Below are 22738 nucleotides of genomic sequence, written 5' to 3'. Positions count from 1 at the left end.
GCCGCTTTAGTCGTGGATATGAGAGTGTTTTGAAAGCTTGCTGAAGCGAGAAGAGCTGACTTCGGCGATACGCCCTGCACTGGCGTGCGCCGCGGCTGCCAATTCATTCTGCCCTGAGCGGTAACGCCAGTGGAATAGCCGCGACCTGAGCGGGCGTGACCCAGTTAGTTCAGGCGGCTGGGACGCCTTCAGACTGCGCGCAGGCCCAGTTGGGTCTATTATTGTAACGAGCGAGATTTCCAATGCCAAACACGAAGTCTTTTCATGAAGTAGTTCGCGATAGGCACTCGGTACGGGCTTTTCTGCCCGACGTCGTGCCCGATGCGCTGATCCGCGCCGTGGTGGAAGAGGCGCAACTGGCACCGTCGAACTGCAACACCCAGCCCTGGCATGTTCACATCGTATCCGGCGATGCCCGGGACCGGCTTTCGGCCGCCTTGATCGCCGCGGACGACGTCGACCACATGACACTGGACTTTCCCTTCATTCCTGACGCGTATAGCGGCGCGCACGTCGAGCGGCTCAGGGCGCAGGGAGCGGCCTATTATCAGGCGATGGGCGTCCCTCGCGAAGCGATCGAAGAGCGGCGCAACGTGATGCGCCGTAACCTGTGTTTTTTCGATGCGCCCCAGGTGGCGTTGCTGTTCATGCCGGATACGGCCAACAGCGTGCGCGTGGCCGGCGACATCGGCATGTACGGACAGACCTTCCTCCTTTCGCTGACGGCGCACGGTTTGGGCGGCATCCCCCAGACAGTGTTGGGCATGTATGCGGACACGATTCGCGAAACGTTGAACATTGATCCGTCACAAAAGATGCTGTTCGGTATTTCCTTTGGATATCCTGATCCGGATCACCCGGCCAATGTGTATCGGATAGATAAAGCGGGTCTTGAAGAAACCGTCACCTTCCACAGGTGATTTGCTGATTAGGCAGGTTTTTCATCGAGATATCCTGCCGTGGATATTTATCAAAAGCTGGACTTGGCAGGTGCTGTCATTCAGACAACCGGGGACGAGACCGCCCATTTTCAGATTGGCCATCGGAGCACACGAGAAAGAGGAGATAATCCAGATGGGTGACACTGACAAATATCCTCCCCTACATCTGCCGGCGCGAGATATCCCCGTGCCGTCCACGATCAGCGAAGAAGCGAAAGCCGTTCTTGGAAACACCGCCATGGTGCCGGTGCAGGATTGGCCCGAAGACCTGACGGACAAGGCGGCGGTGGCCAAGGTTATCGACGACTGGGTAGGGGATATGCCGATCGAATTCAGCGCGCCGCTGTTCGGCATGGCGCTCCGGGCAGACGGCGGCGCGCAAACCGAGCATATGATGCTGGGCGACGTCTCGGTCTATGTCGCGACGCCGGACGGCTTCGACGAGAGCGACCCGCGAACGCACATGGCGATCCATGGCGCCTTTATCTTCGGCGGGGGCAAATTCTCGCAAGCCGGTGCGGCTTATACGGCGGCCGCGCTCGGCCTGCGGGTCTGGGCGGTCGACTATCGCATGCCGCCCTACCATCCCCACCCGGTGCCGCTCGACGACTGCCTGGTGGTCTATCGCGAACTGCTTGAACGCTACGGGGCGCGGAACATCTCCATCGGTGGCACCTCCGGCGGTGGCAATCTGACGCTCGCGACCTTGCTGCGCGCGCAAGACGAGGGGCTGCCGATGGCCGCGGCGGCTGTGGTCAATACGCCCTACGCTGACCTGACCCATGCGGGCGACACCATTCAGATGTTCTATGGCACGGTCGACCGCTCGACGACCCCCGGAAATCTCGACGTGATCCGCAAGATATATTGCGACGAACAGGACATGCGGCATCCCTACATCTCGCCTGTGTTTGGCGATTATGGCAGCGACTTTCCGCCCACGCTGCTGACCAGCGGCACGCGCGACTTCCTGCTGTCGGACACGGTGCGGGTGCACCGCAAGTTGCTGGCGGCGGGCGTCGAGGCGGAACTCCATGTTTGGGAGGCGGCGGCGCACTATATGTTCGCAGGGACCGCGCCGGAAGATCGGGAACATAGTGAACAGACGCGTCTTTTCCTTCAGAAGCACTTGCCTGCTTCACGCTCGCCGACCTTTGCGCAGAGCCATGAAAGCTAAGTTTGCCTGAGGTCAAATTCTGCGGCGGATGCGTTGCCGACGGGTCCCCTGGAAGGGGGATGGACCGATACGGGCGGCCGTCATATTTTATCGCTTGTCGCTGCCTTCGTGCCGAGCGCTGTTGTTGCGTCGACAGTATCCGCGTTGAGGATCGCTGGATCGCGCATGTTGAAAAAGAGGTGTCAGATGAACAAGGTAAGGGCCGACGAGATCGAGCCGAGAACAGACATTGAGGCGCTTGGACTGGGCTACTTTGTCAAGATGATGCAGCGCGACATCGACGGCTTCGCTGCGCTTTGGCACGAAGACGCGGTCATCAACATCCCCTTCCGCCCGGAGGGCTTGGGAATGGCCATTCCCGAGGCGCTTGTCGGCAAGGCGACGATTGTCGAGCAGTACGCCAAGCAGATGAAGAATCGTCGCGATCATGTGTTCTGGATATCGGCGATGCATCTCACGACCGATCCCAATTGCGTGATCGCCGAGGCGAGCGCCCGCAGCATCGTGGGCGAAACCGGCGGCGTTTATGAGAACTCCTATGTCATGGTTTTTCGCGCGAAGGATGGCCTGCTGATCGACCTCAATGAGTACGTCAATCCGATCAAGGTCGCCAATGCGCTGCACATGATGTTTCCCAGCGCCCCTACGAATGTTGTCGAGCAGACCAGCGCGTCTTAAGAACTTTGGGGCAAGCCGCAATCGCAGGCACCGGCCCCGCTGGCTGCCGACTGGCCGGCCAATCTTGGAGGAGCCGCAGTTGACGTTGAGCAGTGAATGTCCGCGATTTGCATCCAGTCTGCGTGATGCCTTTGAAGGCGTCACTGGTCATGATCGGAGAAAATCCCGCCCACATTTGGCCGAGCGGTTCTCGCGGATCATCGGCCTGTCAAATATTGCCGTGGTGGCGATATTGATGGCTTCCGCGATTCCCTCCGCCAGTTTTGCTGAAGGTTCGCGTTCGATTGGAGGCGTCACCGAGATTACCGTACTGTCGGCGCGCGGTGACATGGTTTCGGGTGGGGACGCGCTCGTAGAAATTCAGTTTGAACATGCGGCTAGTGCGCGAGACATCGCCATCACCCTAAACGGTCGAGACATCACCGATCAGTTTGTAACGCTCCTCGGTTACCGCGTTCAAGGTCTCGTCACCGGTCTGGTCGAGGGAAAGAACGAGCTGGCGGCAGTCCAGAAAGGCGCTCGCGGCGCCAATATTACGATCACCAACTATCCGGTCCACGGACCCGTCTTTTCGGGACCGCAAGCCCAGCCGTTCATATGTGAGACGGATCGGCTCGGGCTCGGCCCGTCGAAACCTCCGTATTGCGAGGCGCCAACGAAATATGAGTTCCTCTACAAGCGCGTCGGCGCCTCGGCGGCCGAAGATCCATTTCTTGTCTATGACTCCGCTTCGCCGCCACCTCAGTCGGAGATTGCGACGACAGTCACAGACCGCGGTGACAAGGTGCCGTTCATTGTGCGCCGCGAGCGCGGCGTCATCAACCGCGCCATCTACGACATTGCGGTACTGTATCAGCCGGGCAAACCATGGAAGCCGTGGAACCCGCAGGCAGGCTGGAACGGCAAGCTGCTGATGGTTTTCAATGCCGGAATGAAGCCTTGGCATATGCAAGCGATCAGCGGGACGATTCCAGATGTCCTGAACGTAACTCAGGCTGGCACCGTGCAAAGCATGACTGGCGGTGAGGTGCTCTCCCGCGGGTTTGCGGTCGCTACCTCAACGATCTCGCAGCCCAACAATGCAGCGACCGCAGCCGAAACTGCGATGATGGTGAAGGAGCGCCTGATCGAGGAGTACGGTCCGGTCCGCTATACGATCGGGATCGGCATTTCGGGTGGCGCAATGATCCAGCACTTGATTGCCGAGACTTATCCGGGCATTATGGATGGCCTTCTCCCTCTCACCGGCTTGCCTGATGTGTGGACCGTGCATGTGAATAATGGGGCGCACGACTATCCACTTCTGAGCCGTTATTTTACGGAGATTTCGCCACAACTATGGCCGACCAGAGCGGCGCGCGTTGCCGTCTATGGTGGTATTGATGGTAATGGCATCGGCCCGCGCACGTCGTTCATGGCCGCGACCGGCTGCATCGACCGCTCGATAACGGCAGACCCTCCTGGTGGCGCGTCTCTAGCGAAAACGTCTGCCTCATCGGTGCCGGACTGGATCTACGATCCAGTCCGCAATCCCGCCGGCGTACGGTGTTCGCTAGAGACCGCGAACGCACAGGTATTCGGAACGCGCACCCCGTCGGCGTGGGGGCCAATCGAACGCAAGATCGAACACGGTTTCGTCAATCGCCCGGTCGACAACGTGGGCGTCCAGTATGGATTGGAAGCATTGAAGCGTGGCGAGATCAGCCCCGAGCAATTCGTGGACCTCAATCTCAAGATCGGAGGCTTGGATCAAGACGGGCTATGGTCCAGTCACCGGACCGAAGCTGACGAACCAGGCTTGCGCAACCTGTACCGAAGCGGCTTTCTGGTGCCTGGCCACCAACTGCGGAACGTCGCCATCGTGCATGAGCACACGTACTATCCCAACGACATAAACGAAAAGGCGTTTCACCCCCTCTTTGCCACCGAGATGACTCGCGCTCGCTTGATGGCGGCTAATGGAAACGCCGACAATCTGGTCAGCTATATCGTGGTGGACGATACGATTAATGATGCTGATGGAGTTTCGGTACACGTCAAGCCTTCGATCGTGTCTTATCCGATGAGGCGCGCTGCTTTCATGCTGATGGACAGATGGCTCGCAGCAGTTGAAGCTGATGGGGAGGCGGGCCCCCGCTCCGAAAAGATTCGACGAAACCGGCCTGTGGAAGCAAAGGATACGTGCTGGACTCCGGGAGAATGCCCGAAAGTTGCCATCAATCCGAGAATGGTTGCCGGAGCGCCGATCGCCTTGGATATTCAGAAGTGCGGGCTGACGACGATCAACTGGTCGAGTTACGGGCGTGTGCGTTTCAACACTGATCAACGGCGCCGTTTGCGAGAGGCCTTCCCCAACGGCGTGTGTGACTGGTCTCAGCCCGGGGTGGGACAGCAGCCTACGGCCGGCACCTGGCTGACTTACCGCGATAGCGCTGGAGGCAAGCAACTAGGCCCAGCACCACGGTCACGCCCGGCTCCGCGCTAACAGGCCGCTGAAAAAGCCGGATATCTGAGATTTTCCGGTGCATTACAGCGGAGCTGCGATAGCAGTGAAGTTTCAAACTCGCGTTTTGCCAGTGTCGCTGGGCGACAAGCTGGGTTTTGGCTGGTTTTCATGTGGGCTTGGCGATGAGTTTGGGAAGTCGCACAAGGTTGTAGGCGATTATTCGGAAGGTGAAGGTGGCTTCTGCTCTGGCGAGGCCCCTGACCTTGAGCCTGGCGATACCGCCGATGGTTTTGACCCAGCCAAAGGCCTCCTCGATCCGTTTGCGGATGCGCAGGCTGGCGGCATAGCCATTGTGGCGGGTTGTGCGGCGGTCGATCAGCGTCTTGCGCACCTTGCCCAGCTTGCTGACGGTGCCATTGATGGCGATGTGCGGAGTGATTTCCCTCTCGCGCAGGGCGGTGACGAAGCTGGCGGCATCGAACAGCCTGTCACCGGCCAAGGTGACGCGCCGCCCCGGCTTGCGGGTACGCTCGATCATGACGAGGGCGGCCTCGCGCTCGGCCGTCCCCCTTGCGGAACAGACGGGCATCGGGATCGGTGGTGGAAATGTGGGTCTCGTTCGAACGCTTTTCGCCGCGAAAGCTGCGCTCGCCGTTACGGCCCGGCCCCGGCGGATCGCCCGATCCATCCCGAGGCCGGAAGCTCTTCATCGATGCCCAGGCATCGATCATCGTGCCATCGACCGAGAAATGGTCCGATGACAGCAGTCGCCGCACCTGCCCAAGGTTCATCAGGGTGATCAGGAATTCGCGCGCCACCTCGGCTTCGAGCAGGCGGTCCCGGTTCTTCGAGAAGGTCGAGGCATCCCACACCCGGGCGTCCATCTCCAGACCCACAAACCAGCGAAACAGCAGATTATAGTCGATCTGCTCCATCAACTGACGTTCCGACCGGATCGAAAAGAACGCCTGAAGCAGCGACGCCTTGAGCAACTGTTCCGGGGGAATGGAGGGGCGGCCTGTGTGCGAATAAAGCCCCGCCAGCCGCTCCGAAAGCTCGGTCAGCGCCGCTTCCACCAGCAGCCGGATCGCCCGCAACGGATGATCCGGCGCTATCCGGTCCTCAAGCCGGATGTACGAAAACATCTCCGGTGACCGTTCTTCTGTTCCCCGCATTTCTCACCTCGCTCTCAAGCAAAAGTGAATCAGCCAAGACCCTAAACGTCCAGCCTTTTTCAGCGGCCTGCTAGAGCACTTTTCGATCAATTCCGCCCAGCGTGGCAGTGCCGATCTACACGCCGACGATCCACCCCGATGCTGGCGATCTTCGAACCTTCAGCCACCGTTGCCAGTTCCTGAAGCTCGGGCGCTCCTTTGCCGGGCATCCAATGACCATCATCGCCACCGCTTGGCGATGACCTCATTCACCGCCAAGATGGCGCGCGTTGCTCACCCCGTAATCAAGACGCGAACTTAGGACTTCTTCGATCCGGTCGCTGGAGCATGCTGGCCTCGCAGAACGAAGCGCGCGAGCGGGGAGTGCCTGGGATGAAGCGCTGGCGGGCGGGATCGCGGCGTCGTCCGATGCAGTCAGGCGGGCGATGTGCAATCCCGGGGGTTTCACCAGCGGGGGGCCTGCCTATGAGCGAAGCCTTCCCGAAGTGTCTGCGCCAATGTCTTGCGCGCCCTGACGCGCGGCTGTTCGTGAAGCATGCTCTGCGCGATGGCTGGACTGACCTTCGAGGTGAACGACCTCGATGGTTGCCAAAACCTGGCCGGCCTCGAGCTTTCGCTGGCCGCATGAGGCCATGGGCCGGCGTTTGGGAGAGCTTCCGGCCGAAACTCATGAATAGGAAATGGGCGGGTGCTTCGGCGCCCGCCCATTTCCTATTATCGCCTGGAGAAGGTGTTCGGACTGTTTTGCGGACAGCAGGCGGTGATCAGTCGACGAAATCGGCTCCAAGGCCATCGACCTGAATCTCCTTGAGGATATCCACCGCCCTGTCGTGCAGTTCATGGGTCAGGTAGGCTTGAATGTCCTGCGCCGATTGCGCCACGACGACGACGGCGTCGGTGTAGCCCTTGGACCATTCCTCGTTCATGTTCGCGCCGCAATAGATCGCCTCGATCCCGTCGACCTTGTCGGTCACGCCGCGCAGGTAACCGAACACTTCCTCGACGCGCGCACGATCAACGCCGTCCTTCCATTGCAAAAGCGCGATGTGAATGTGCATGGGGTCTCCGATAGCTGCGTTGAAGTCGAAAAGATGTTGCCCCGGCCTGTCCCATGAAGCGCGCGGAGCGCCCTGAACAGGCCGCCTCGGGCGCCCGCGCGTGACCTCAGACCTCGGCTGTTGCCGCTGCCTTGCCCGCGAAGATCGGCAACTTGCCGATGTCGCCGAGGAAGCTGTACAGCATGTCATCGGGCTTGCGCTTACTGTACGGGGCGTCGCCGGCTTTGAGATCACTCGCCGCAGCACCCAGGCCGCCGCCGGACAAGTCGACGGCCTTGGTCGCTTCCGCGACCCATTCCACCATCACGACCCGATCGAAGATGCGCCACTCATCGCCGCGCTTTTCCATCTTGTCCAGATAGCGGCTACCCACGACAAGGTCATAATTCTCGCCGCCTTCGCGCCGAATGGTATGATAATTCTGACTGTACGTCTCGACATGGGCCTTGTTCGGTTCGGTGAACCGGATGAGGCTGCCGCCCAGAAAATGCTGGCACAGAACCGTGGTCCTCTGCAATTCCGGGATGATCCAGTCAGCGAAATCGTGCGCGTTGCCATTGAAGGAGCCGTGCCAGTCGGTGGCGTCGGGCCAATAGACGCTCTTGAGCAGGTCGATGTCCATGCGATCGACCGATTGCGCATAGCGCATCATGCAATCGCGGATCTTCTCTCGATCCATCAGTTCCGTGATCACGTCTTCCAAGGCTCGATCCTCTCGTCTTTTGACGTCCTGTTATGATGGACCAGAGCCGCTGTTGCGCGATCCTCGGGTCCATGCTCTTTTGCGCAGAGGAGGAGGGCGTGACCTCGCCCTCGCGCTACCGAGAGGGAGGCTAAATCGTCCTCACCTTCGAAGATGTCCCTTCGCAAGGGGACCTCGGGCCGGGATCAGGTGACCGGCAGTGCCCATCGACTGGGCAAGGCAAAGCCGGCAAGTCCCCTTGGGGTGGGATAGGCCTAGCCACCATGCGCTGAAAGTATTGAGCAAGCGCCGCATATAAGCGGGAATGCCGTCGAACGGAGTGGAAATGCCTGCAAGCGACACATCATATCTGACTTGGATGCCGGCATGGCAGATCCGCGCGTTGATCGGCGAACGAAAGGTCACCCCGACACAGGTGCTGGAGCATTTTCTCGCACGCATCGCGGCGCTCGAACCGACCCTGCACGCGTTCGATGTTCTCGATGTGGAGGGTGCTCGCACCCAGGCGGCTGCTGCGACCCGCGCGGTCGAGGACGGCGCTGAATTAGGACTGCTGCATGGCATCCCGATCGGGATCATGGACATATGTTTCGTGAAGGGCATCGCCAACGGGCTCCTTGGACGGCAGTCGCCGGCCTATGACGAGATCGGCGTGGAGCGGATCCGCCAAGCTGGCGCGATCATTGTCGGAACGACCGCGACCTACAATTGGCCAGTGCGGGAAGGGCCGCGCAACCCATGGAACCCGGCGCTGGACCCTGGAAATTCGAGCCGGGGCAGCGCGGTAGTCGTGGCGTCCGCCATGCTGCCGCTGGCGGTGGGCATGGATGGCGCGGGCTCGACGCGGACGCCGGCCGCATGGTCGGGCTGCCTCGGTCTCGCCACAACCCGGGGCCTCATCCCCTATGTCGACTATGAGCAGCCGGCCTTCCGCACCACATCGAATATGGGACCGATGGCGCGTAACGCGCGCGATTGCGGGCTGCTGTTGCAGGTGATGGCCGGACGCGACGGACGGGACATCATCTCGACGCAGTTCGACATCCCCGACTATGCAGCAAATGTCGATGACGGCGTCGAGGGAATGGACATCGCCTGGACCGACGATTTCGGCTGGTCGAAAGTGTATTGGCTCCCCGAAAGCGCCGAGATCGTCGCCTTCGTAAAGGCCGCCGCTTTCGGGCTCGCCGAATCTGGCGCGAAGGTGGCGCAGATCGACGATGCCTGGGAAGAGCCGATGCCGATCTTCCAGCTGCTCAGCAAGCATTTGCCGGGGATGAACCCCGTGTCGGCTGGGTTCGATCCCGTTGCCGGCCAGACGCGGTTCGAAGAGGTGTGGGGACCGCCCGAGACGCAGGCACCCCCGCTTACTCCGCCGTCCTGCCCGCCCGACCTGTCGCCGGCGGAGGAATACCGCTTCGCGGCCGAACGGCGGGCGCACATGGTCGATACGCTCGAGCGGGTGCTGGCAAAATACAAGGTCATCATCAGTGCAACGACCCTGCTGGAGCCACGTCCGTTTCAGGAATGGGGCTATTTCGGACGCGAATTCGCGTTCACCAGCTATTTGGCGCACACAGCCATGATGAACGTGACCGGATATCCTGCGATCTCCGTTCCATGCGGGCTGCGCAACGGCCTGCCGGTGGGTATGCAGATCATCGGTCGCCAGGGTGAGGAAGATCTGCTGCTGCAGGTCGCAAGAGCCGTGGAACAGCGCTATCCCTTACCGCATCCGCTGTTCGCACGCTGATGCGCGCTCCTCGGGCCTCTATCCCCGTGAAAGGGGACAGCGATCCGACCGGGTCCTGTGGGACAGCATTGCAGGGGATGTCCTCAAGCCACGGCTGTCCCTGCCTTGGCAAAACTAGCTAAGCGTCCGACCTCACGCAGCGGATATACGCTTCACCAACTCTTGCAGCGCCGGCATTTCCTGACCTGCCGCCTTGCCGCGCTCCAGCGCGTCGCGCAAAGTCCTGCGGGTCTGCTGCTGCAGCTTGCCGCCATGATGGTAGCGGGTGAAGCCTATGAAATCGAGCGGCTTCAAGGTTTCGGCGAATTCGAGGAGCGTGCGATGCGAAGTGCGCGCGTCCAGCTTCTCGCTCGAAGCCACTCCCGCCTCTCCGAAAACGGGCAGCCGTTGAATCTCGGCCATGGCCGCTGTCGCGAGTCGCCAAGTCTCATTATCAGGATCAACATCGCGCATGCCAGGCCAGCCCAATTGCTCGAGCGCTACGACGAGTGCGGTGCCCGAAACCGGGATTTCATACTCGTCGGTCGAGACCACGTCGCAGATGTTCTCGCCGTTCTTGTTGTAGAGTTCGGCAAACGCCTGCGCGACCTTTGGCGAAGATGTGTCGACCACAAAGCCGGCGGGAGCGAAATTGCGATAGGCGAAATCGGCTTCGGCAAGCAGATCTGGCTTTGTACCCTCGTGCAGCGGCAGCTCGGCCTTCTCTTCATGAGCGAAGTTGGCGATCACGCCGCTGGTCACCTGCTCATCTGCGAGCCCGGACTGCTGGACGAACCAATCGCGTACGCCAAGGCCACGGCTGCCGAGCACGACGCCGGTGTCGGCACCGCGGAAATGCTTGCCCAGGCTGTCCAGAAGATCGAGCCCGGCCGGCGCCCGCAGTGTTGCGCTGTCGAGCGTCACAAACAGAAAGTCGAAGGAACGCCCCTCCAACTCGGCGGCATCGGCTACGACCTCAAACTTCGAGAACGTCCTCAAACTATGGTCATCGTAACAATAGAGCGTCTGGGGCCGCGATATCTGATCGACGCGGCCGGGCCGCACCAGGTAGGTGACGGCAGCACCCGCCAGGGTGAGATGGTAGCCGGTCACCATGCCGACCGAACCGGCGCCTACGATCAAAACATTTGGCTGCGAATTAGCCATGTCGAGAGTTCTCCTGTTGTTCATAGATAAGTCTTGATGGCGTCCACTCGGGGAGCGTCCCGCGCCTGGCGACGATATAGGTATCGGGCACGAGAATTTCTGCGGGTCCAATAGCGCGTGAAGCGTGTCAGAGCCGCGCTTGCGCCGGCAAGGTTCAGGTCTGCACCACGTCTTTGTGCGCTGAATATTTGCAGATGCTGCACCTCTGCATCAGCTGCCTTGCGTCGATGGTAGCCATTTGCCCGGCATACAGTCGTTCTCTGCAAGCCTCGGTATGTTGGGTCCAGGGTGCGGTTGCGAGTCAGACCAAGATCCCGGCTTAACGATAGCGCTGGCCACACCCGTCATCACGAATGCCCTGGAGAGCGGGGCAAGCTGGCAACGCAAGCTCCGTCCAGAGCATAGTCAGCACGCCAAATATGCGAAGTCCCGATAGCAAGGGACGTGCGATGTCGTAGTGTCCTGGCACTGGTCCTACGCGACTTCTCCATCGATGCGCTTTCACGGCCTCGGATCGAACCCGAACCCGTCGCCTCCTCGCTGAATGCAGCAGCTAAGATGCGAAGATAGCGAGAAGTAGCCACAGTCGTCAAGGGTCCTTCGCAGCGTGGCTTGCGCCTGATCGGAGAATGCTGATCGTTCGCAGGCTTAACTCTCCATTCGCAGGCGGGGACAGGCGTCCTGCGCGCAGCGGGGCGACCCAACTCTCCGGCGGTCTTCCGCCACGATGCTTACAATGGCGCGCGCCGACCTGATCCATGTGCCCTAATCAGGGGACAGACTTTATCACAGCTTCTGATACGGCCATGGGCTGAATGGAGGATGCCCCATGTATGTGTCTCTAGCTTTCTTGAAGCGTAATCCGAACCTCACGCAGCAGGAATTCATGGACTATTGGATCAATGTCCATGCTCCTATGTGCCGGCGGATATTGCAGCCGTTTGGGTGCCGTCGATACACGGCCACTTTTCCCGTCGCCTCCAGCGCGCAGGCCACTGAAGGACTGGGGCTGGACGCGGTGGTCCAGTTGGCCTTCGATACCAAGGAGCAGATGGAGGAAGCTTTGGCCTCTCCGGACTTCGGGGTCGAGGAACGCCGGAAAAGTTCAGCGCATGTGTTCGATCTTACAGCAATGAGGGACATGGTCGGCCGCGAGCATGACGCCTTGCTGTGAGTAAGATTTGGTAGGCGCCTAAATGGCTTATCCGAGGCGAGCCGTCGTGCAGCAGTAGGGACATGCACTTGCGGCAGGCGTTATCGTCCCCGCGAATGGCGATATGCGATCACGCGCACAAGTGATAGGTGTTTAGTCGGCAGATTTAGGGCGGTCGACTGAGAAAATGATCGCTCATCTGTTCAATAAGACGAATCAGGGGAGATAATGTGATGATAGGCACGGTATCCAGACATCTTTACGTTGCGACCGCGCTCAGCGCGTCGTTGATGTCCTTTTCGGTAAATGCTCAGACGACCGGGCAGCCGGACATGGCGCCGCAAAGCGACGCTGATAGCGCGCAGGGCAATAACGGCGTGCAGGACATCGTCGTGACCGCGCAGCGTATCGGCGAGTCGCTGCAGAAGGTCCCGATCGCGGTGACGGCGCTGACGGCCGACGCGATCAGTGATCGCGGCATCACGGGCAGCAGCGCGCTTGAAGCGGTCGTGCCGAATCTTAGCATGTCCCGCATCGGCGGCGTCAACCAGCCGTTTCTGCGCGGCGTCGGTTCGGACGGCGCTGGCGGGTTCGATGAAAAGTCGGTCGCGACTTATGTCGATGGCTTCTACATTGCGGCGCCCTCCAGCACGCAACTCTCATTCAACAATATCCAGCGGCTCGAAGTGCTCAAGGGTCCGCAGGGCACATTGTTCGGCCGCAATGCGACCGGCGGCGTTATCCAGGTCGTGACGAAGGATCCGACCCAAGACCCTCACGCCGAATTTGATGTGGGCTACGGCAATTACAGCACCGTCGACGCCAACGCTTATGTTACCGGCGGAATCGCGCAGGGCTTGGCCGCCGATCTTGCCGTGCAATATCACAACCAGGACGACGGTTTCGGCACCAACCTGATCACCGGCAGGGATGTGAACAAGGACCGTACCATCTCCCTCCGTTCCAAATGGGTCTACACAGGCGATACGACGAAGATCACGCTGTTCGGCTCTTACGACAAGGGTAGGTCCTGCGGTTTCTGCCTGCAATTCCAGCCCGGCAGTGCGTTTGTAACGGGCGCCGGTCCGCTTGGTCGTTACGACGTCCGAATGACAAAGGAACCGTATTTCCGGACGAAAAACATTTTCGCCGGCCTGCGCATTGAGCAGGAACTGGGTTTTGCCACCTTCGTCTCGTCAACGCTTTATGGCGATAACGACCTTGAATATTATTCCGACATTGCTACCCAAAGTCCGCCTTATGTTTCGGTTCTGGGCGTCGTAACGCACGAAAAGGCAAAGGAATACGCCCAGGAATTCCAGCTTCTGGGTGAATCTGGACCGCTTAAGTGGCAGGTCGGCACCTACTTGTTCCGTTACGATTACAACATCTTCCAGCCGTTCGACGGAGCGGCTTTCAGTCCCGTCCCGGGGCCATTCATTACACAATCCGATGGTCGCAAGGATTCGGTCTCCGTTTACGGTCAGGGCACGTACGCGCTCACGGACGAACTGAAATTCACGGCCGGTATTCGTTACACCTATGACAAGGTCGAAACCGACAACAGCAAGATTGATTTCCAGAACACGGGCATAGTCAATTTTGCGGATCGAAAAATAACGAGCAAGAAGCCGACCTGGCGCTTGGCGCTGGACTATCAGGTCACGCCCGAAATTCTGACCTACGTGTCGTACAACCGCGGTATCAAGACCGGAGGATTGTCGGTCAACGACTTCACCAGTTCCGGTTACGCGCCAGAACAGCTGGACGCCTATGAGGTCGGCCTCAAGGCGAACTTGTTCGATCGTGCGGTGCGGTTCAATGCCGCCGGCTTCTATTATGATTACAAGAATCTTCAGGTTTCGATTGCGTCAAGCTCTGCAGCCATCATCCTCAACGCAGCAACTGCGCGCGTATATGGCCTTGACGTCGATCTTGAAGTGCGTCCGGTCAAGAACTTCAGCGTATCGGTCGGGCTGGGTCTTCTGGACTCGAAGTATAAAAAGTTCGTGGGCGCGCCGTCGGTCGCTCTGGACGGTACTCCCTCGGTCGTCGACGTCAGCGGCAACCGCTCGATCAACGCTCCAAAGATCAGCGGAAGTGTCACGGCAACCTATGAAATTCCGACCTCGGTCGGCGATTTCAAGGTCAGCGGAACGGTCACGCACAAGGGTAAGGCGTTCCCGACGCCCGATAATCTCAACCCCTATCCCGAATACACGCTGGTGAATGCGTTGATCGGCTGGACAAGCTCCGACGGCAACCTTGGCGTTGAGCTGTGGGGTCGCAACCTGACCGATCGCACCTATTATGCGATCCGCGTGCCGATCGCGGGCTTTGGCCAAACCCAGGTTGCGTCGCCGCCGCGTACCTATGGTGTGAGGTTGAAGGCCAAGTTCTGAAGTAAAGATCCGATGGAAAAGGGCGTGACCGCGGCACATTATTGTCGCGGCCATGTTCGTTCCGGGCTGGACGACGGGAGTCGATTTAACTCCTATTACAAGGCGAGAGAAACATGACGATGCCAAATCCCAGGATCCGACACCTGAAATTCGCCTTCATGGCATTGCTGATCGCTGGTTTTGTCAGCCTTGGCGGAATTGGGGAATCCCGCGCGGCGCCGACGAAGGAAGGCGCGGCCTGCAATGCGACACTGAAGGATCGTTTCAGGCCCAATGACGAGACGCGGGTCACGCTGGTGAAGGCGTTCAAAAAGGGAGAGTCGCTCACGCTCGATGGCTCGTCGTCCGATCAGAAGGCGTTGTCCGATCTGTGCCTGGTGAAGATTCTGGTGGGACCCGGCAATCCGGGTTCTGCGGCGGCGCCGTCCACCTCTCCGGGCATCGGCATTGAAATCTGGTTGCCGCAGGCCAAGCAGTGGACCGGCCGTTTGCACACCATCGGTTGCGGCGGCTATTGCGGCGTTCCGGAAATCTCGTCGCTGACAAAGATAGGCGGCGTTTCTCCTTATCAGCCGGCGGCCCGCGCCGCGGGTTTCGAAGGATCGGTCAGCGCGATCAGCGATGCCGGGCACACCGTGGCGGATATCAACTCCTACAGGTCGGCTGGTTGGGCCACGTTGCCCGACGGCCGCGTCAACCGACCCTTGTGGAACGACTATGTCATCCGTGGGATCCACGAAACCGCCGCGACGGCCAAGGCTCTGGCGAAGCTGTTCTACGGCCGGGCACCGCGCTACGCTTATTTCACCGGCAATTCAGGTGGCGGGCGTGAGGGCCTGGCGCTGGCGCAGCGCTATCCCCACGATTTCGACGGCATCGCGTCCGAGAACCCGGCAATCTACTTCACCCGCTTCCTGCCCGCGAACCTCTATCCGGCGCTGGTCATGCAACGCGAGTTGAAGGATCGTGGCCACGCGCCGCTCTCGCTCGCGCAATTTAACGGCGTTTCAGCTGCTGCCATCAGCGCTTGCGACACATCCGTTACCGGACGGCACGATGGCTATATCAGCGATCCCGCCGCTTGCCGGTACAATCCGGCCACGGACCCGGCAGTCTTGTGCGCGGCGGATGGCGGACGGGGCACGGCTCCGCTATGCATCACCCGCGCGCAGGGCGAGGCGGTCAACAAGATCTGGTACGGATTGACGATCGACGGGACGGCACCCGATCCGGCGCTCAACAACGGCTTCGCCGATGCGCTCTCGCCGGGTCAGCTCTGGTTCGGGTTTCCACGCGGCACGGCCATCGGCACCTTGGTCACCAAGCAGGATGAGCCGCATGGCCTGTTCGACCTGTCGGCTTCCCAGACCGGGCTTCAATTAGGCAATAGCACCCTGACTAAGCGGGAAGTGCGGGACTCGTCAGGACGCGTGACCGGTGGGTGGCAAGCGCTGACCTATGCCGACCTCGCACGAGCGCAGGCGGAGGGGGCGCGGATGCAGCCGGAATTCGCCGACGTCGACACAGCCAATCCGGACCTGAGCGCCTTCAAGAAATCGGGCGGCAAGCTGGTCGTCTGGGTCGGCCTGTCCGACTTTGCGATCCCGCCGAGCGGCGCCACGCACTATAATGCGCGCATCTTGAGCAAGATGGGCGGATTGGCGGGGACCCGGCCATTTTATCGCTTTTTCACCGTTCCGGGAATGGGCCATGGAACGTTCAACGGTTCGGACAATGGTGTTGCCGGGGTGAGCCCGCCGGCCGATCCGCCGCTGCCGTCCGACGACCAGATGTTCCAGGCGATGGTGACCTGGGTAGAGAAGGGCGTAGCGCCCGACCAATTGGTAATGGTCAATTCCAAGTCCAATTCACGACGCCCTTTGTGTGCCTTCCCGACAAAGCTGGTTTATCAGGGAGGCGATGTTGCGGCAGCCGAGAGCTATACTTGTCGGTGAGATTACGCGCCATGTCCGCAGCTTGGGGACCTTGAGGTTGAGCGTGCTAACCCGGGTATCGGGCCAGCGGTCGAGGTGGCCGTTGCGCCAAGGGGCCTGGCCACCGGATGGTTAGTTCCGTCTGGCGCCGATCAGGCCATCGACGTCGGCCTCCATGATCAGCAGTCGTCTCGGAGATCGTGCGCAAAAATCTAGTTCGCCGCCCTCCGCGGCCAGCTCTTCGATCAGTAATCTGTCCTGGGAATTCTTTCTTCGTCACGTGCTCTGCCACCTGAAAACTGGACCGTTTGGAGTTAGAGTTTTCGGCCTTAGATTTCCTTGGCTGGGCAAGGAGGCATGGCATGTCCCACAAAGAGGGGACTGCCTCTGCTGTCTATCCGTACTATAGGCACGATTAACAGCGCGCGCCCCTGGCCACTAGCGCTTTCGCAAATCAGAATTGGAGAGAAACAGATGACCGATGTCCAACGCAGCACGAATCCGATGCTAGAGCGGGACCTGTTTAAGATCGGATATTTTGCTTACGGGCATGACAGTGCGAGCACGATGAGTGTTGCCCCCGAGCGGTGGAGGGCGCGTTGGGACGACATTGAACGCCTTGCACGCGAGGCGGACGAAGGGGGGCTCGACTTTCTCCTCACGCTTGCGCGGTGGAAAGGGTGGCGAAAAGGCCACGGCCAGAACTGGAACTTCGACAATTTAACGACCGCCGCGGCCTTGGCGACTATTACCAAGCGCATAGCACTCATTTCCACCTTGCACACCCCCGTTATTCATCCGGTAATGGCCGCCAAGATGCTCGCGACCATCGACCATGCCAGTCATGGCCGCGCCGGTGTGAACATCGTTGCGGGCTGGAATAAGAACGACTTTGAGATGTTCGGGCTTAAGGTCAGTGATCATGATCAGCGCTATAAGCAGGGTGAAGAATGGCTCCACATCCTCAAGCGGATCATTGCCGGAACCGAGGATGAATTTGATTATGATTCACCTAATTTTCCAAATTTGAAAGGCCTGATGGGCCTCCCTGGCTCAATACAACAGCCAGGTCCGGTGACGATCAATGCGGCGATCTCCGATCAGGGCAAGGATTTTGCGATCCGTAACGTCGATTACATTCTGCTCGGCAGTTTTGACGAAAAAGGCGTCAGCACCGAGTACCGCGACGACATCCATGAGCGCTCGCGCCGTCTTGGTCGCAAGGACCCCCCTCAACTGCTTGCCATGCTCGCGCCTTACATCAGGGAATCGCGCAAGGAAGCTGAGGACTTCTATCGCTATTTCGCAATCGAGAATGAAGACACGGAAACGCTGGACAATTACGTTGGCTTGCGCACCAAGCATGCCACTACGGGAGGTGACGGAACGGACAATTCGCTGCGCCGTGGTGCTGCCGCAGGTGGTCGCGCAGTCGTCGGAACGCCGGAAGATTTCGTCGATACACTCGTAAGGTTAAAGAAGCAGGGCTATGCTGGCGCCACCATGACGCCGCCTAATTTCCTCGAAGATTTGCCGATCATCGTGAACCGCGTGCTGCCACTCATGAAGGAGGCAGGGCTGCGTTAGTCGGTCACCGGAAGGGCTGAAATTGACTTGGCGGATAGTGAAGATATGAATTCTTTGGAGTGGAAGTTATGAATGCACCGGTAACTGCAAATCATACGATCCCTCTCGTTGACCTAATCAAGGCCAGGCGATCCACTCGTGCATTTCTTCCCAAGTCGATCCCCTCCGCCACACTGAAGGCAATCTTCGATGACGCGCGCTCATCGCCCTCCAACTGCAATACACAGCCGTGGTTTGTAGAGGTCGTGAGCGGCGCCAATCGTGACAAGTTAGCGACAGCCTTGATGGACGCAGGTGCTAGAGGTGAATTCACACCTGACTACCCTTTTGATGAAACGATGTATACTGGCGTGCACGGCGATCGCCGCAGGGCGCAGGGTGCGCTTTATTATTCCACCATGGGGATTGCCCGTGACGACAAACAGGGTCGTGACGAGGCGATTATGAAGAACCTCAACTTCTTCGGAGCCCCCCATGCCGTGTTCCTCTTCATGCCGTCCTACGCCACCGAACGCGTCGCGGGCGACATAGGGAGCTATGCGCAGAACCTGATGCTAATCATGAAGGCATACGGCGTCGACAGTTGTCCCCAGACCGTTCTTGGTTTCTTCGCGCAGCAGATTCGGGAGATTCTGGGTATGTCCGACAACTTCAAGCTGCTCTTTGGCATCTCCTTTGGCTATGCCGATCCGAATTCGGCAGCCAGCACTATTGTCATGCCCCGCGCCGAACTTTTTGAAACCACGCGCTTCCATGGCTGATCGTCCATAAAACGACAGTGGAGGATAAAGATCAGTCTCTAGTGAACGGCATATTCAATATGAGGTTTCGCATATCAACCGTTTCAGAAGGCCATGATCCTGATTACATGGCCTAATAACAGGTTCCAAGGTTCTAGTTTGTCCAGTGACAACGACTAACCATGAGAGACAATTCGAGATGAACACTGATGAAAAGCTGAATTTTGAGGGGCGGGTGGCTATTGTAACCGGTGGCGCACGTGGCATGGGCAGGGAGCATTGCCTGAATCTGGCAAGAGGCGCCGCCAAGATTATCGTCAATGACATTGATGAAGGTGCGGCGCGCGAGGCAGTCGGCGTGATCAGAGCTGCCGGAGGCGAAGCCGAGGCGGTGATCAAGGATATTTCCACGTGGGAAGGCGCTTCAGATCTGATCGAGGGAACGTTGGACGCATTTGGACGCGTCGACATCATCGTCAGCAACGCTGCGGTTATAAACATGTGCCCAATGTCTGAAATGACGCCTGAGAATTTCGACCGTGTCATGCGCGTTAATGCGCAGGGGCCATATTATCTCGTGCTCGCTGCGTGGCCGCATCTTATTCGGCAAAATTATGGGCGCATCGTCCTGGTGAGTTCTGGCGCAGCGACCGTCGGGCAGCCGACATTGACTCATTATGCCGCCTCCAAGGGTGCTGTACTCGGCATGGTTCGAAGCATCGCCCTAGAGGGCGAACCATACGACATTCGTGTGAATGGCCTCATCCCAGTTGCGGCAACGGAAATGACCCGGCAGGTCCATTCCCCCGAGAAGGCGGCAGAGCAGGAAGAAATGTTGCCGGCACGCCTCGTTTCGCCCGTTATGGCGTGGCTGGCGCATGAAGATTGCAAAACAACCGGCGAACTTTGGCAGGCTGGTGCCGGTCGCGTTGGTCGCGAATTCATCGCGTCCACAAGGGGCTATTTCAACCGCGATCTGACCATCGAAAAGGTCCGCGACAATGAAGCGGAGATTCAGGATCAGATCGGCTATGCTGTGCCGTTGGATTCTAGCGAGATGTATAATTGGATCGTCAAGAACTCGATTGAGCGCGAATCTGATAACCGGTAGAACTGTGAGCCTTAGGATAACGCAGACGGATCGTCCTGGCGAGAAACGGACCATGCTGCCTTCCGCGCTAGGCTCAGAACCCATTGATGTGAAAGGCGCGATTTAATTCAAGCTCCGCGAGGACACTGAATGTGAGCGGCCTGTACTGGCTGACGGATGCATGCAAAGGGAGAGAGATTGTTGCTTAAGGGCGGCCTGACACGGCAGGCTCAGGACGACTTACTCCTGCGGGTGGCAAATTCCGTTCAGCGCCTAAATCCGCTGCCGCATCCGATCCTCGCCTCTTAGTTATTCAAGACAAGGCGCAAATCCAAGGACAACCCGCCCCGCCGCCCTCACCGGCGAGAAACATAAAAACTTCTTTATCAGTCAGCAGGGGAACTTAAGATGAAAATTGGTAAAGCGTTCCTTCTGGGAGCAACTGCGCTAAGTGCCGCCTTCATATGCCTCCCGGCAATTGCTGCCGAGGCTGAGGTCGATACTCAAGAATCAGAGGCCAACAACACCGGCATACAAGACATTGTAGTCACGGCGCAGAGGCGCGGAGAGAACCTTCAGAAAGTGCCGATTGCGGTCACAGCGTTCAGCGGCGAGGCTCTTGAAACCAGGGGACTTACCGACCCGCAATCTCTGGAAGGCGCTGTACCAAGTCTTACCATGTCGCGTCAGGCGACGAGTAACTTCCCATATTTGCGAGGCATTGGTTCGCAGGCAGGAGCCGGCGTCGATGAAGCGTCAGTCGCCACCTATATAGACGGCTTCTACATAGCATCCAACTTGAGCAACCAATACGGATTCAATAATCTGGAACGGATTGAGGTCCTCAAGGGGCCGCAAGGAACATTGTTTGGTCGCAATGCCACAGGCGGAGTTATCCAGCTTATCACCAAAGAACCCTCACAAGAATTTAAAGGAAATTTCAACGCTGGTTATGGGAATTATCAAACTGTCGATTTTGACGGGTACATCACCGGCGGCATAACTCCGGAGTTGGCCGCTGACTTGGCGGTCCAATATCATGACCAAAACGAAGGCTTTGGCCGCAACCTCGTAACTGGCAACGATGTATACAAACAATGGGATTACGCCATTCGATCAAAATGGGTGTACAGTGGCGACTCTACAAAGCTGACATTCTTCATCAATCATGAGAAACTTCAATCAAATGGCCTGCTCAATCGGCTGACCCCGGAAAGCCTTGCAGCCAAAGGACTGACGGAGATCGGTCGCTTCAATTTCGCGAGTTATAAAGATCCATGGCAACGTTCGCGTAAAGTGTATCTAGGCTTTCGGGTCGAACAGGATCTTGGATTTGCCAACCTTATCTCATCCACATTTTATGCGAATAATAATCAGATATATGCTTCAACGACAGACACTCAACAGTCAACAATAGTATACAGGCCTACTGACGCTACAGATTCCGCCCGCGACAAGTCAAAGCAATTTTCGCAAGAATTTCAGCTTCTAGGCAATGCAGAATCGAGACTTCAGTGGCAGATGGGCGCGTACGTCTTTCGATTTAAAAGTGACACCATACTGTCTCTCCAAGACCCATTTCGCGCACCGAATCCCATTGTATTTGGTTCAGCAAAAACGTCTTCCTTCGCCCTGTACGGACAAGCGACATATGAGATCGTTCCTGACGTCAAGCTGACGGGGGGATTCCGCTATTCTTGGGATGAATATAAGACTTTTGACAGCCGCACTTCCATTCCCTCTCTGGGCCTCGACATTGCAGCGCCAGATCGGAAGGCAAATTTTGGCAAGCCGACTTGGAGGCTTGGAATAGATTATCAGATGACCCCCGATATTCTGGGCTATATTTCCTATAATCGAGGCGTCAAGAGCGGCGGATTTTCCATCTATGCACAGACAGCGCCTGGATATGCTCCGGAGGTATTGGATGCCTATGAAGCAGGACTGAAAACGCAGCTTTTCCAGCGCGCCGTGCGGTTTAACATCGCCGGTTTTTATTATGATTATAAAAACCTGCAGGTTCAGGTCATTCTACCGGGCGGCGCCGCGTCGCAGATTTTGAACGCTGCTACGGCTCGGGTATACGGTTTGGACGCGGATTTCGAGGTGGTACCGTTCGAGAATTTCACCATTTCCGGCGGCTTTGGTATCCTTGACGCTAAATATATCGATTTTCCGGGTGCTCCAGTGGTAGGGGCCGATGGTGTTCGCACGATCATAAATGCCGGCGGCAATCGCATGGTCAATGCGCCCAAATTCTCAGGAAGCATCTCTGCCACATACGTTGTCCCAACGCAGATCGGCGAGTTCCGTGTGAACGGTTCAGTCAGTCACAAGGGCTTGTCGTGGGCCACGCCCGGCAATATTCTTCCGTTTAATGCCTATACATTGCTAAACGCGACGATTGGCTGGACCAGTTCCGATGGAAGGTTTGGTGTGGATTTGTGGGGCCGTAATCTCACGGACAAGGTCTATTACGGCTTCAGAATAGAAAGCCCATTTGGTCATAGCCAAATGGATGCGCCACCACGCACATATGGTGTGCGTCTCAAGGCCAAATTCTGAAAGGTTCAGCGCCCATGGTGATCCTCACCATGGCGCCGTTGCGGGCCTTCTGCCACTCATTTCAGCTTATCCAGGAGGCGGTATGAAAGCGACTAGCTTCCGTGAAGGAAGGAGCGGTGATGATCACCGTAGAGGCAAGGGTGCACCCCCTCGTGCAGGCACGAGCGTTAAGCAAATTGCCGAACCTCCT

16 protein-coding genes and 1 pseudogene are annotated in these 22738 nt (G+C 58.4%); 13 read left to right on the top strand and 4 right to left on the bottom strand.

Features of this window, described 5'->3' with window-relative positions:
• Positions 1-242 precede the first annotated feature (242 nt).
• From A8G00_RS19370 to A8G00_RS19355, 4 genes are all read left to right on the top strand, one after another.
• The gene (locus A8G00_RS19370) at positions 243-920 is read left to right on the top strand and encodes a nitroreductase (RefSeq protein WP_103001454.1); all 678 of its coding nucleotides are present in this window, start codon (positions 243-245) and stop codon (positions 918-920) included.
• A gap of 154 nt (positions 921-1074) precedes the next feature.
• The gene (locus A8G00_RS19365; RefSeq protein WP_103001453.1) at positions 1075-2118 is read left to right on the top strand and encodes an alpha/beta hydrolase fold domain-containing protein; all 1044 of its coding nucleotides are present in this window, start codon (positions 1075-1077) and stop codon (positions 2116-2118) included.
• 186 nt (positions 2119-2304) lie between these two features.
• Positions 2305-2796: a nuclear transport factor 2 family protein gene (locus A8G00_RS19360; protein WP_172451924.1), complete on the top strand. Its 492-nt coding sequence runs from the start codon at positions 2305-2307 to the stop codon at positions 2794-2796.
• Positions 2797-2875: 79 nt separating this feature from the next.
• A complete protein-coding gene (locus A8G00_RS19355; RefSeq protein ID WP_146032623.1) occupies positions 2876-5281 on the top strand; it encodes a DUF6351 family protein in 2406 nt (801 codons plus the stop codon).
• A 127-nt stretch (positions 5282-5408) separates the two neighbouring features.
• On the opposite strand, the pseudogene A8G00_RS19350 reads toward A8G00_RS19355, so the two are convergent.
• A pseudogene (locus tag A8G00_RS19350) lies at positions 5409-6417 on the bottom strand (IS5 family transposase).
• A gap of 101 nt (positions 6418-6518) precedes the next feature.
• Between A8G00_RS19350 and A8G00_RS25305 the strand changes: the two are divergent.
• Positions 6519-6659 (top strand): hypothetical protein, encoded by a 141-nt coding sequence (locus tag A8G00_RS25305; RefSeq protein ID WP_172451923.1) that lies wholly within the window; start codon positions 6519-6521, stop codon positions 6657-6659.
• Positions 6660-7181: 522 nt separating this feature from the next.
• Here A8G00_RS25305 and A8G00_RS25300 read toward each other — a convergent pair.
• Positions 7182-7475 carry a Dabb family protein gene (locus A8G00_RS25300; RefSeq protein ID WP_172451922.1) on the bottom strand — a complete coding sequence of 98 codons (294 nt, stop codon included), beginning with the start codon at positions 7473-7475 and terminating at the stop codon, positions 7182-7184.
• Positions 7476-7581: 106 nt separating this feature from the next.
• Positions 7582-8169, bottom strand: coding sequence for a nuclear transport factor 2 family protein (locus A8G00_RS19340; protein WP_253258038.1), 588 nt, complete (start codon positions 8167-8169; stop codon positions 7582-7584).
• Positions 8170-8536: 367 nt separating this feature from the next.
• On the opposite strand from A8G00_RS19340, the gene A8G00_RS19335 reads away from it, so the two are divergent.
• A complete protein-coding gene (locus A8G00_RS19335) occupies positions 8537-9931 on the top strand; it encodes an amidase (protein ID WP_216365641.1) in 1395 nt (464 codons plus the stop codon).
• 132 nt (positions 9932-10063) lie between these two features.
• Here the strand turns inward: A8G00_RS19335 and A8G00_RS19330 are convergent, their stop codons facing one another.
• Positions 10064-11077, bottom strand: coding sequence for a ketopantoate reductase family protein (locus A8G00_RS19330; protein ID WP_103001447.1), 1014 nt, complete (start codon positions 11075-11077; stop codon positions 10064-10066).
• Between the two features lie 850 nt (positions 11078-11927).
• Here A8G00_RS19330 and A8G00_RS19325 point away from each other — a divergent pair.
• From A8G00_RS19325 to A8G00_RS19295, 7 genes are all read left to right on the top strand, one after another.
• Positions 11928-12251, top strand: coding sequence for an EthD domain-containing protein (locus A8G00_RS19325; protein WP_216365640.1), 324 nt, complete (start codon positions 11928-11930; stop codon positions 12249-12251).
• Positions 12252-12463: 212 nt separating this feature from the next.
• On the top strand, positions 12464-14632 hold the full coding sequence (locus tag A8G00_RS19320; RefSeq protein WP_103001445.1) for a TonB-dependent receptor: 2169 nt from the start codon (positions 12464-12466) through the stop codon (positions 14630-14632).
• Between the two features lie 158 nt (positions 14633-14790).
• Positions 14791-16587 carry a tannase/feruloyl esterase family alpha/beta hydrolase gene (locus tag A8G00_RS19315; protein ID WP_216365639.1) on the top strand — a complete coding sequence of 599 codons (1797 nt, stop codon included), beginning with the start codon at positions 14791-14793 and terminating at the stop codon, positions 16585-16587.
• 453 nt (positions 16588-17040) lie between these two features.
• A complete protein-coding gene (locus A8G00_RS19310; protein WP_172451919.1) occupies positions 17041-18153 on the top strand; it encodes an LLM class flavin-dependent oxidoreductase in 1113 nt (370 codons plus the stop codon).
• Between the two features lie 68 nt (positions 18154-18221).
• Positions 18222-18914 carry a nitroreductase gene (locus tag A8G00_RS19305; protein WP_103001442.1) on the top strand — a complete coding sequence of 231 codons (693 nt, stop codon included), beginning with the start codon at positions 18222-18224 and terminating at the stop codon, positions 18912-18914.
• Between the two features lie 178 nt (positions 18915-19092).
• Positions 19093-20004 (top strand): SDR family NAD(P)-dependent oxidoreductase, encoded by a 912-nt coding sequence (locus A8G00_RS19300; RefSeq protein WP_103001441.1) that lies wholly within the window; start codon positions 19093-19095, stop codon positions 20002-20004.
• Positions 20005-20391: 387 nt separating this feature from the next.
• Positions 20392-22548, top strand: coding sequence for a TonB-dependent receptor (locus A8G00_RS19295; RefSeq protein ID WP_103001440.1), 2157 nt, complete (start codon positions 20392-20394; stop codon positions 22546-22548).
• Positions 22549-22738: the final 190 nt, after the last annotated feature.

The organism is Sphingobium sp. SA916, from assembly GCF_002894065.1.
GTDB lineage: Bacteria > Pseudomonadota > Alphaproteobacteria > Sphingomonadales > Sphingomonadaceae > Sphingobium > Sphingobium fuliginis.
The sequence above is the reverse complement of the archived record's forward strand: the minus strand, read 5'-3'. Positions and strand labels throughout refer to the sequence as shown.

Excerpts from the sequence above, each read along its gene's own strand:
- A8G00_RS19370 (WP_103001454.1), top strand. The coding sequence starts at position 243 with ATGCCAAACACGAAGTCTTTTCATGAAGTAGTTCGCGATAGGCACTCG.
- A8G00_RS19365 (WP_103001453.1), top strand. The coding sequence starts at position 1,075 with ATGGGTGACACTGACAAATATCCTCCCCTACATCTGCCGGCGCGAGAT.
- A8G00_RS19360 (WP_172451924.1), top strand. The coding sequence starts at position 2,305 with ATGAACAAGGTAAGGGCCGACGAGATCGAGCCGAGAACAGACATTGAG.
- A8G00_RS25300 (WP_172451922.1), bottom strand. The coding sequence starts at position 7,475 with ATGCACATTCACATCGCGCTTTTGCAATGGAAGGACGGCGTTGATCGT.
- A8G00_RS19335 (WP_216365641.1), top strand. The coding sequence starts at position 8,537 with ATGCCGGCATGGCAGATCCGCGCGTTGATCGGCGAACGAAAGGTCACC.
- A8G00_RS19330 (WP_103001447.1), bottom strand. The coding sequence starts at position 11,077 with ATGGCTAATTCGCAGCCAAATGTTTTGATCGTAGGCGCCGGTTCGGTC.
- A8G00_RS19320 (WP_103001445.1), top strand. The coding sequence starts at position 12,464 with ATGATAGGCACGGTATCCAGACATCTTTACGTTGCGACCGCGCTCAGC.
- A8G00_RS19315 (WP_216365639.1), top strand. The coding sequence starts at position 14,791 with ATGGCATTGCTGATCGCTGGTTTTGTCAGCCTTGGCGGAATTGGGGAA.
- A8G00_RS19310 (WP_172451919.1), top strand. The coding sequence starts at position 17,041 with ATGACCGATGTCCAACGCAGCACGAATCCGATGCTAGAGCGGGACCTG.
- A8G00_RS19305 (WP_103001442.1), top strand. The coding sequence starts at position 18,222 with ATGAATGCACCGGTAACTGCAAATCATACGATCCCTCTCGTTGACCTA.
- A8G00_RS19300 (WP_103001441.1), top strand. The coding sequence starts at position 19,093 with ATGAACACTGATGAAAAGCTGAATTTTGAGGGGCGGGTGGCTATTGTA.
- A8G00_RS19295 (WP_103001440.1), top strand. The coding sequence starts at position 20,392 with ATGAAAATTGGTAAAGCGTTCCTTCTGGGAGCAACTGCGCTAAGTGCC.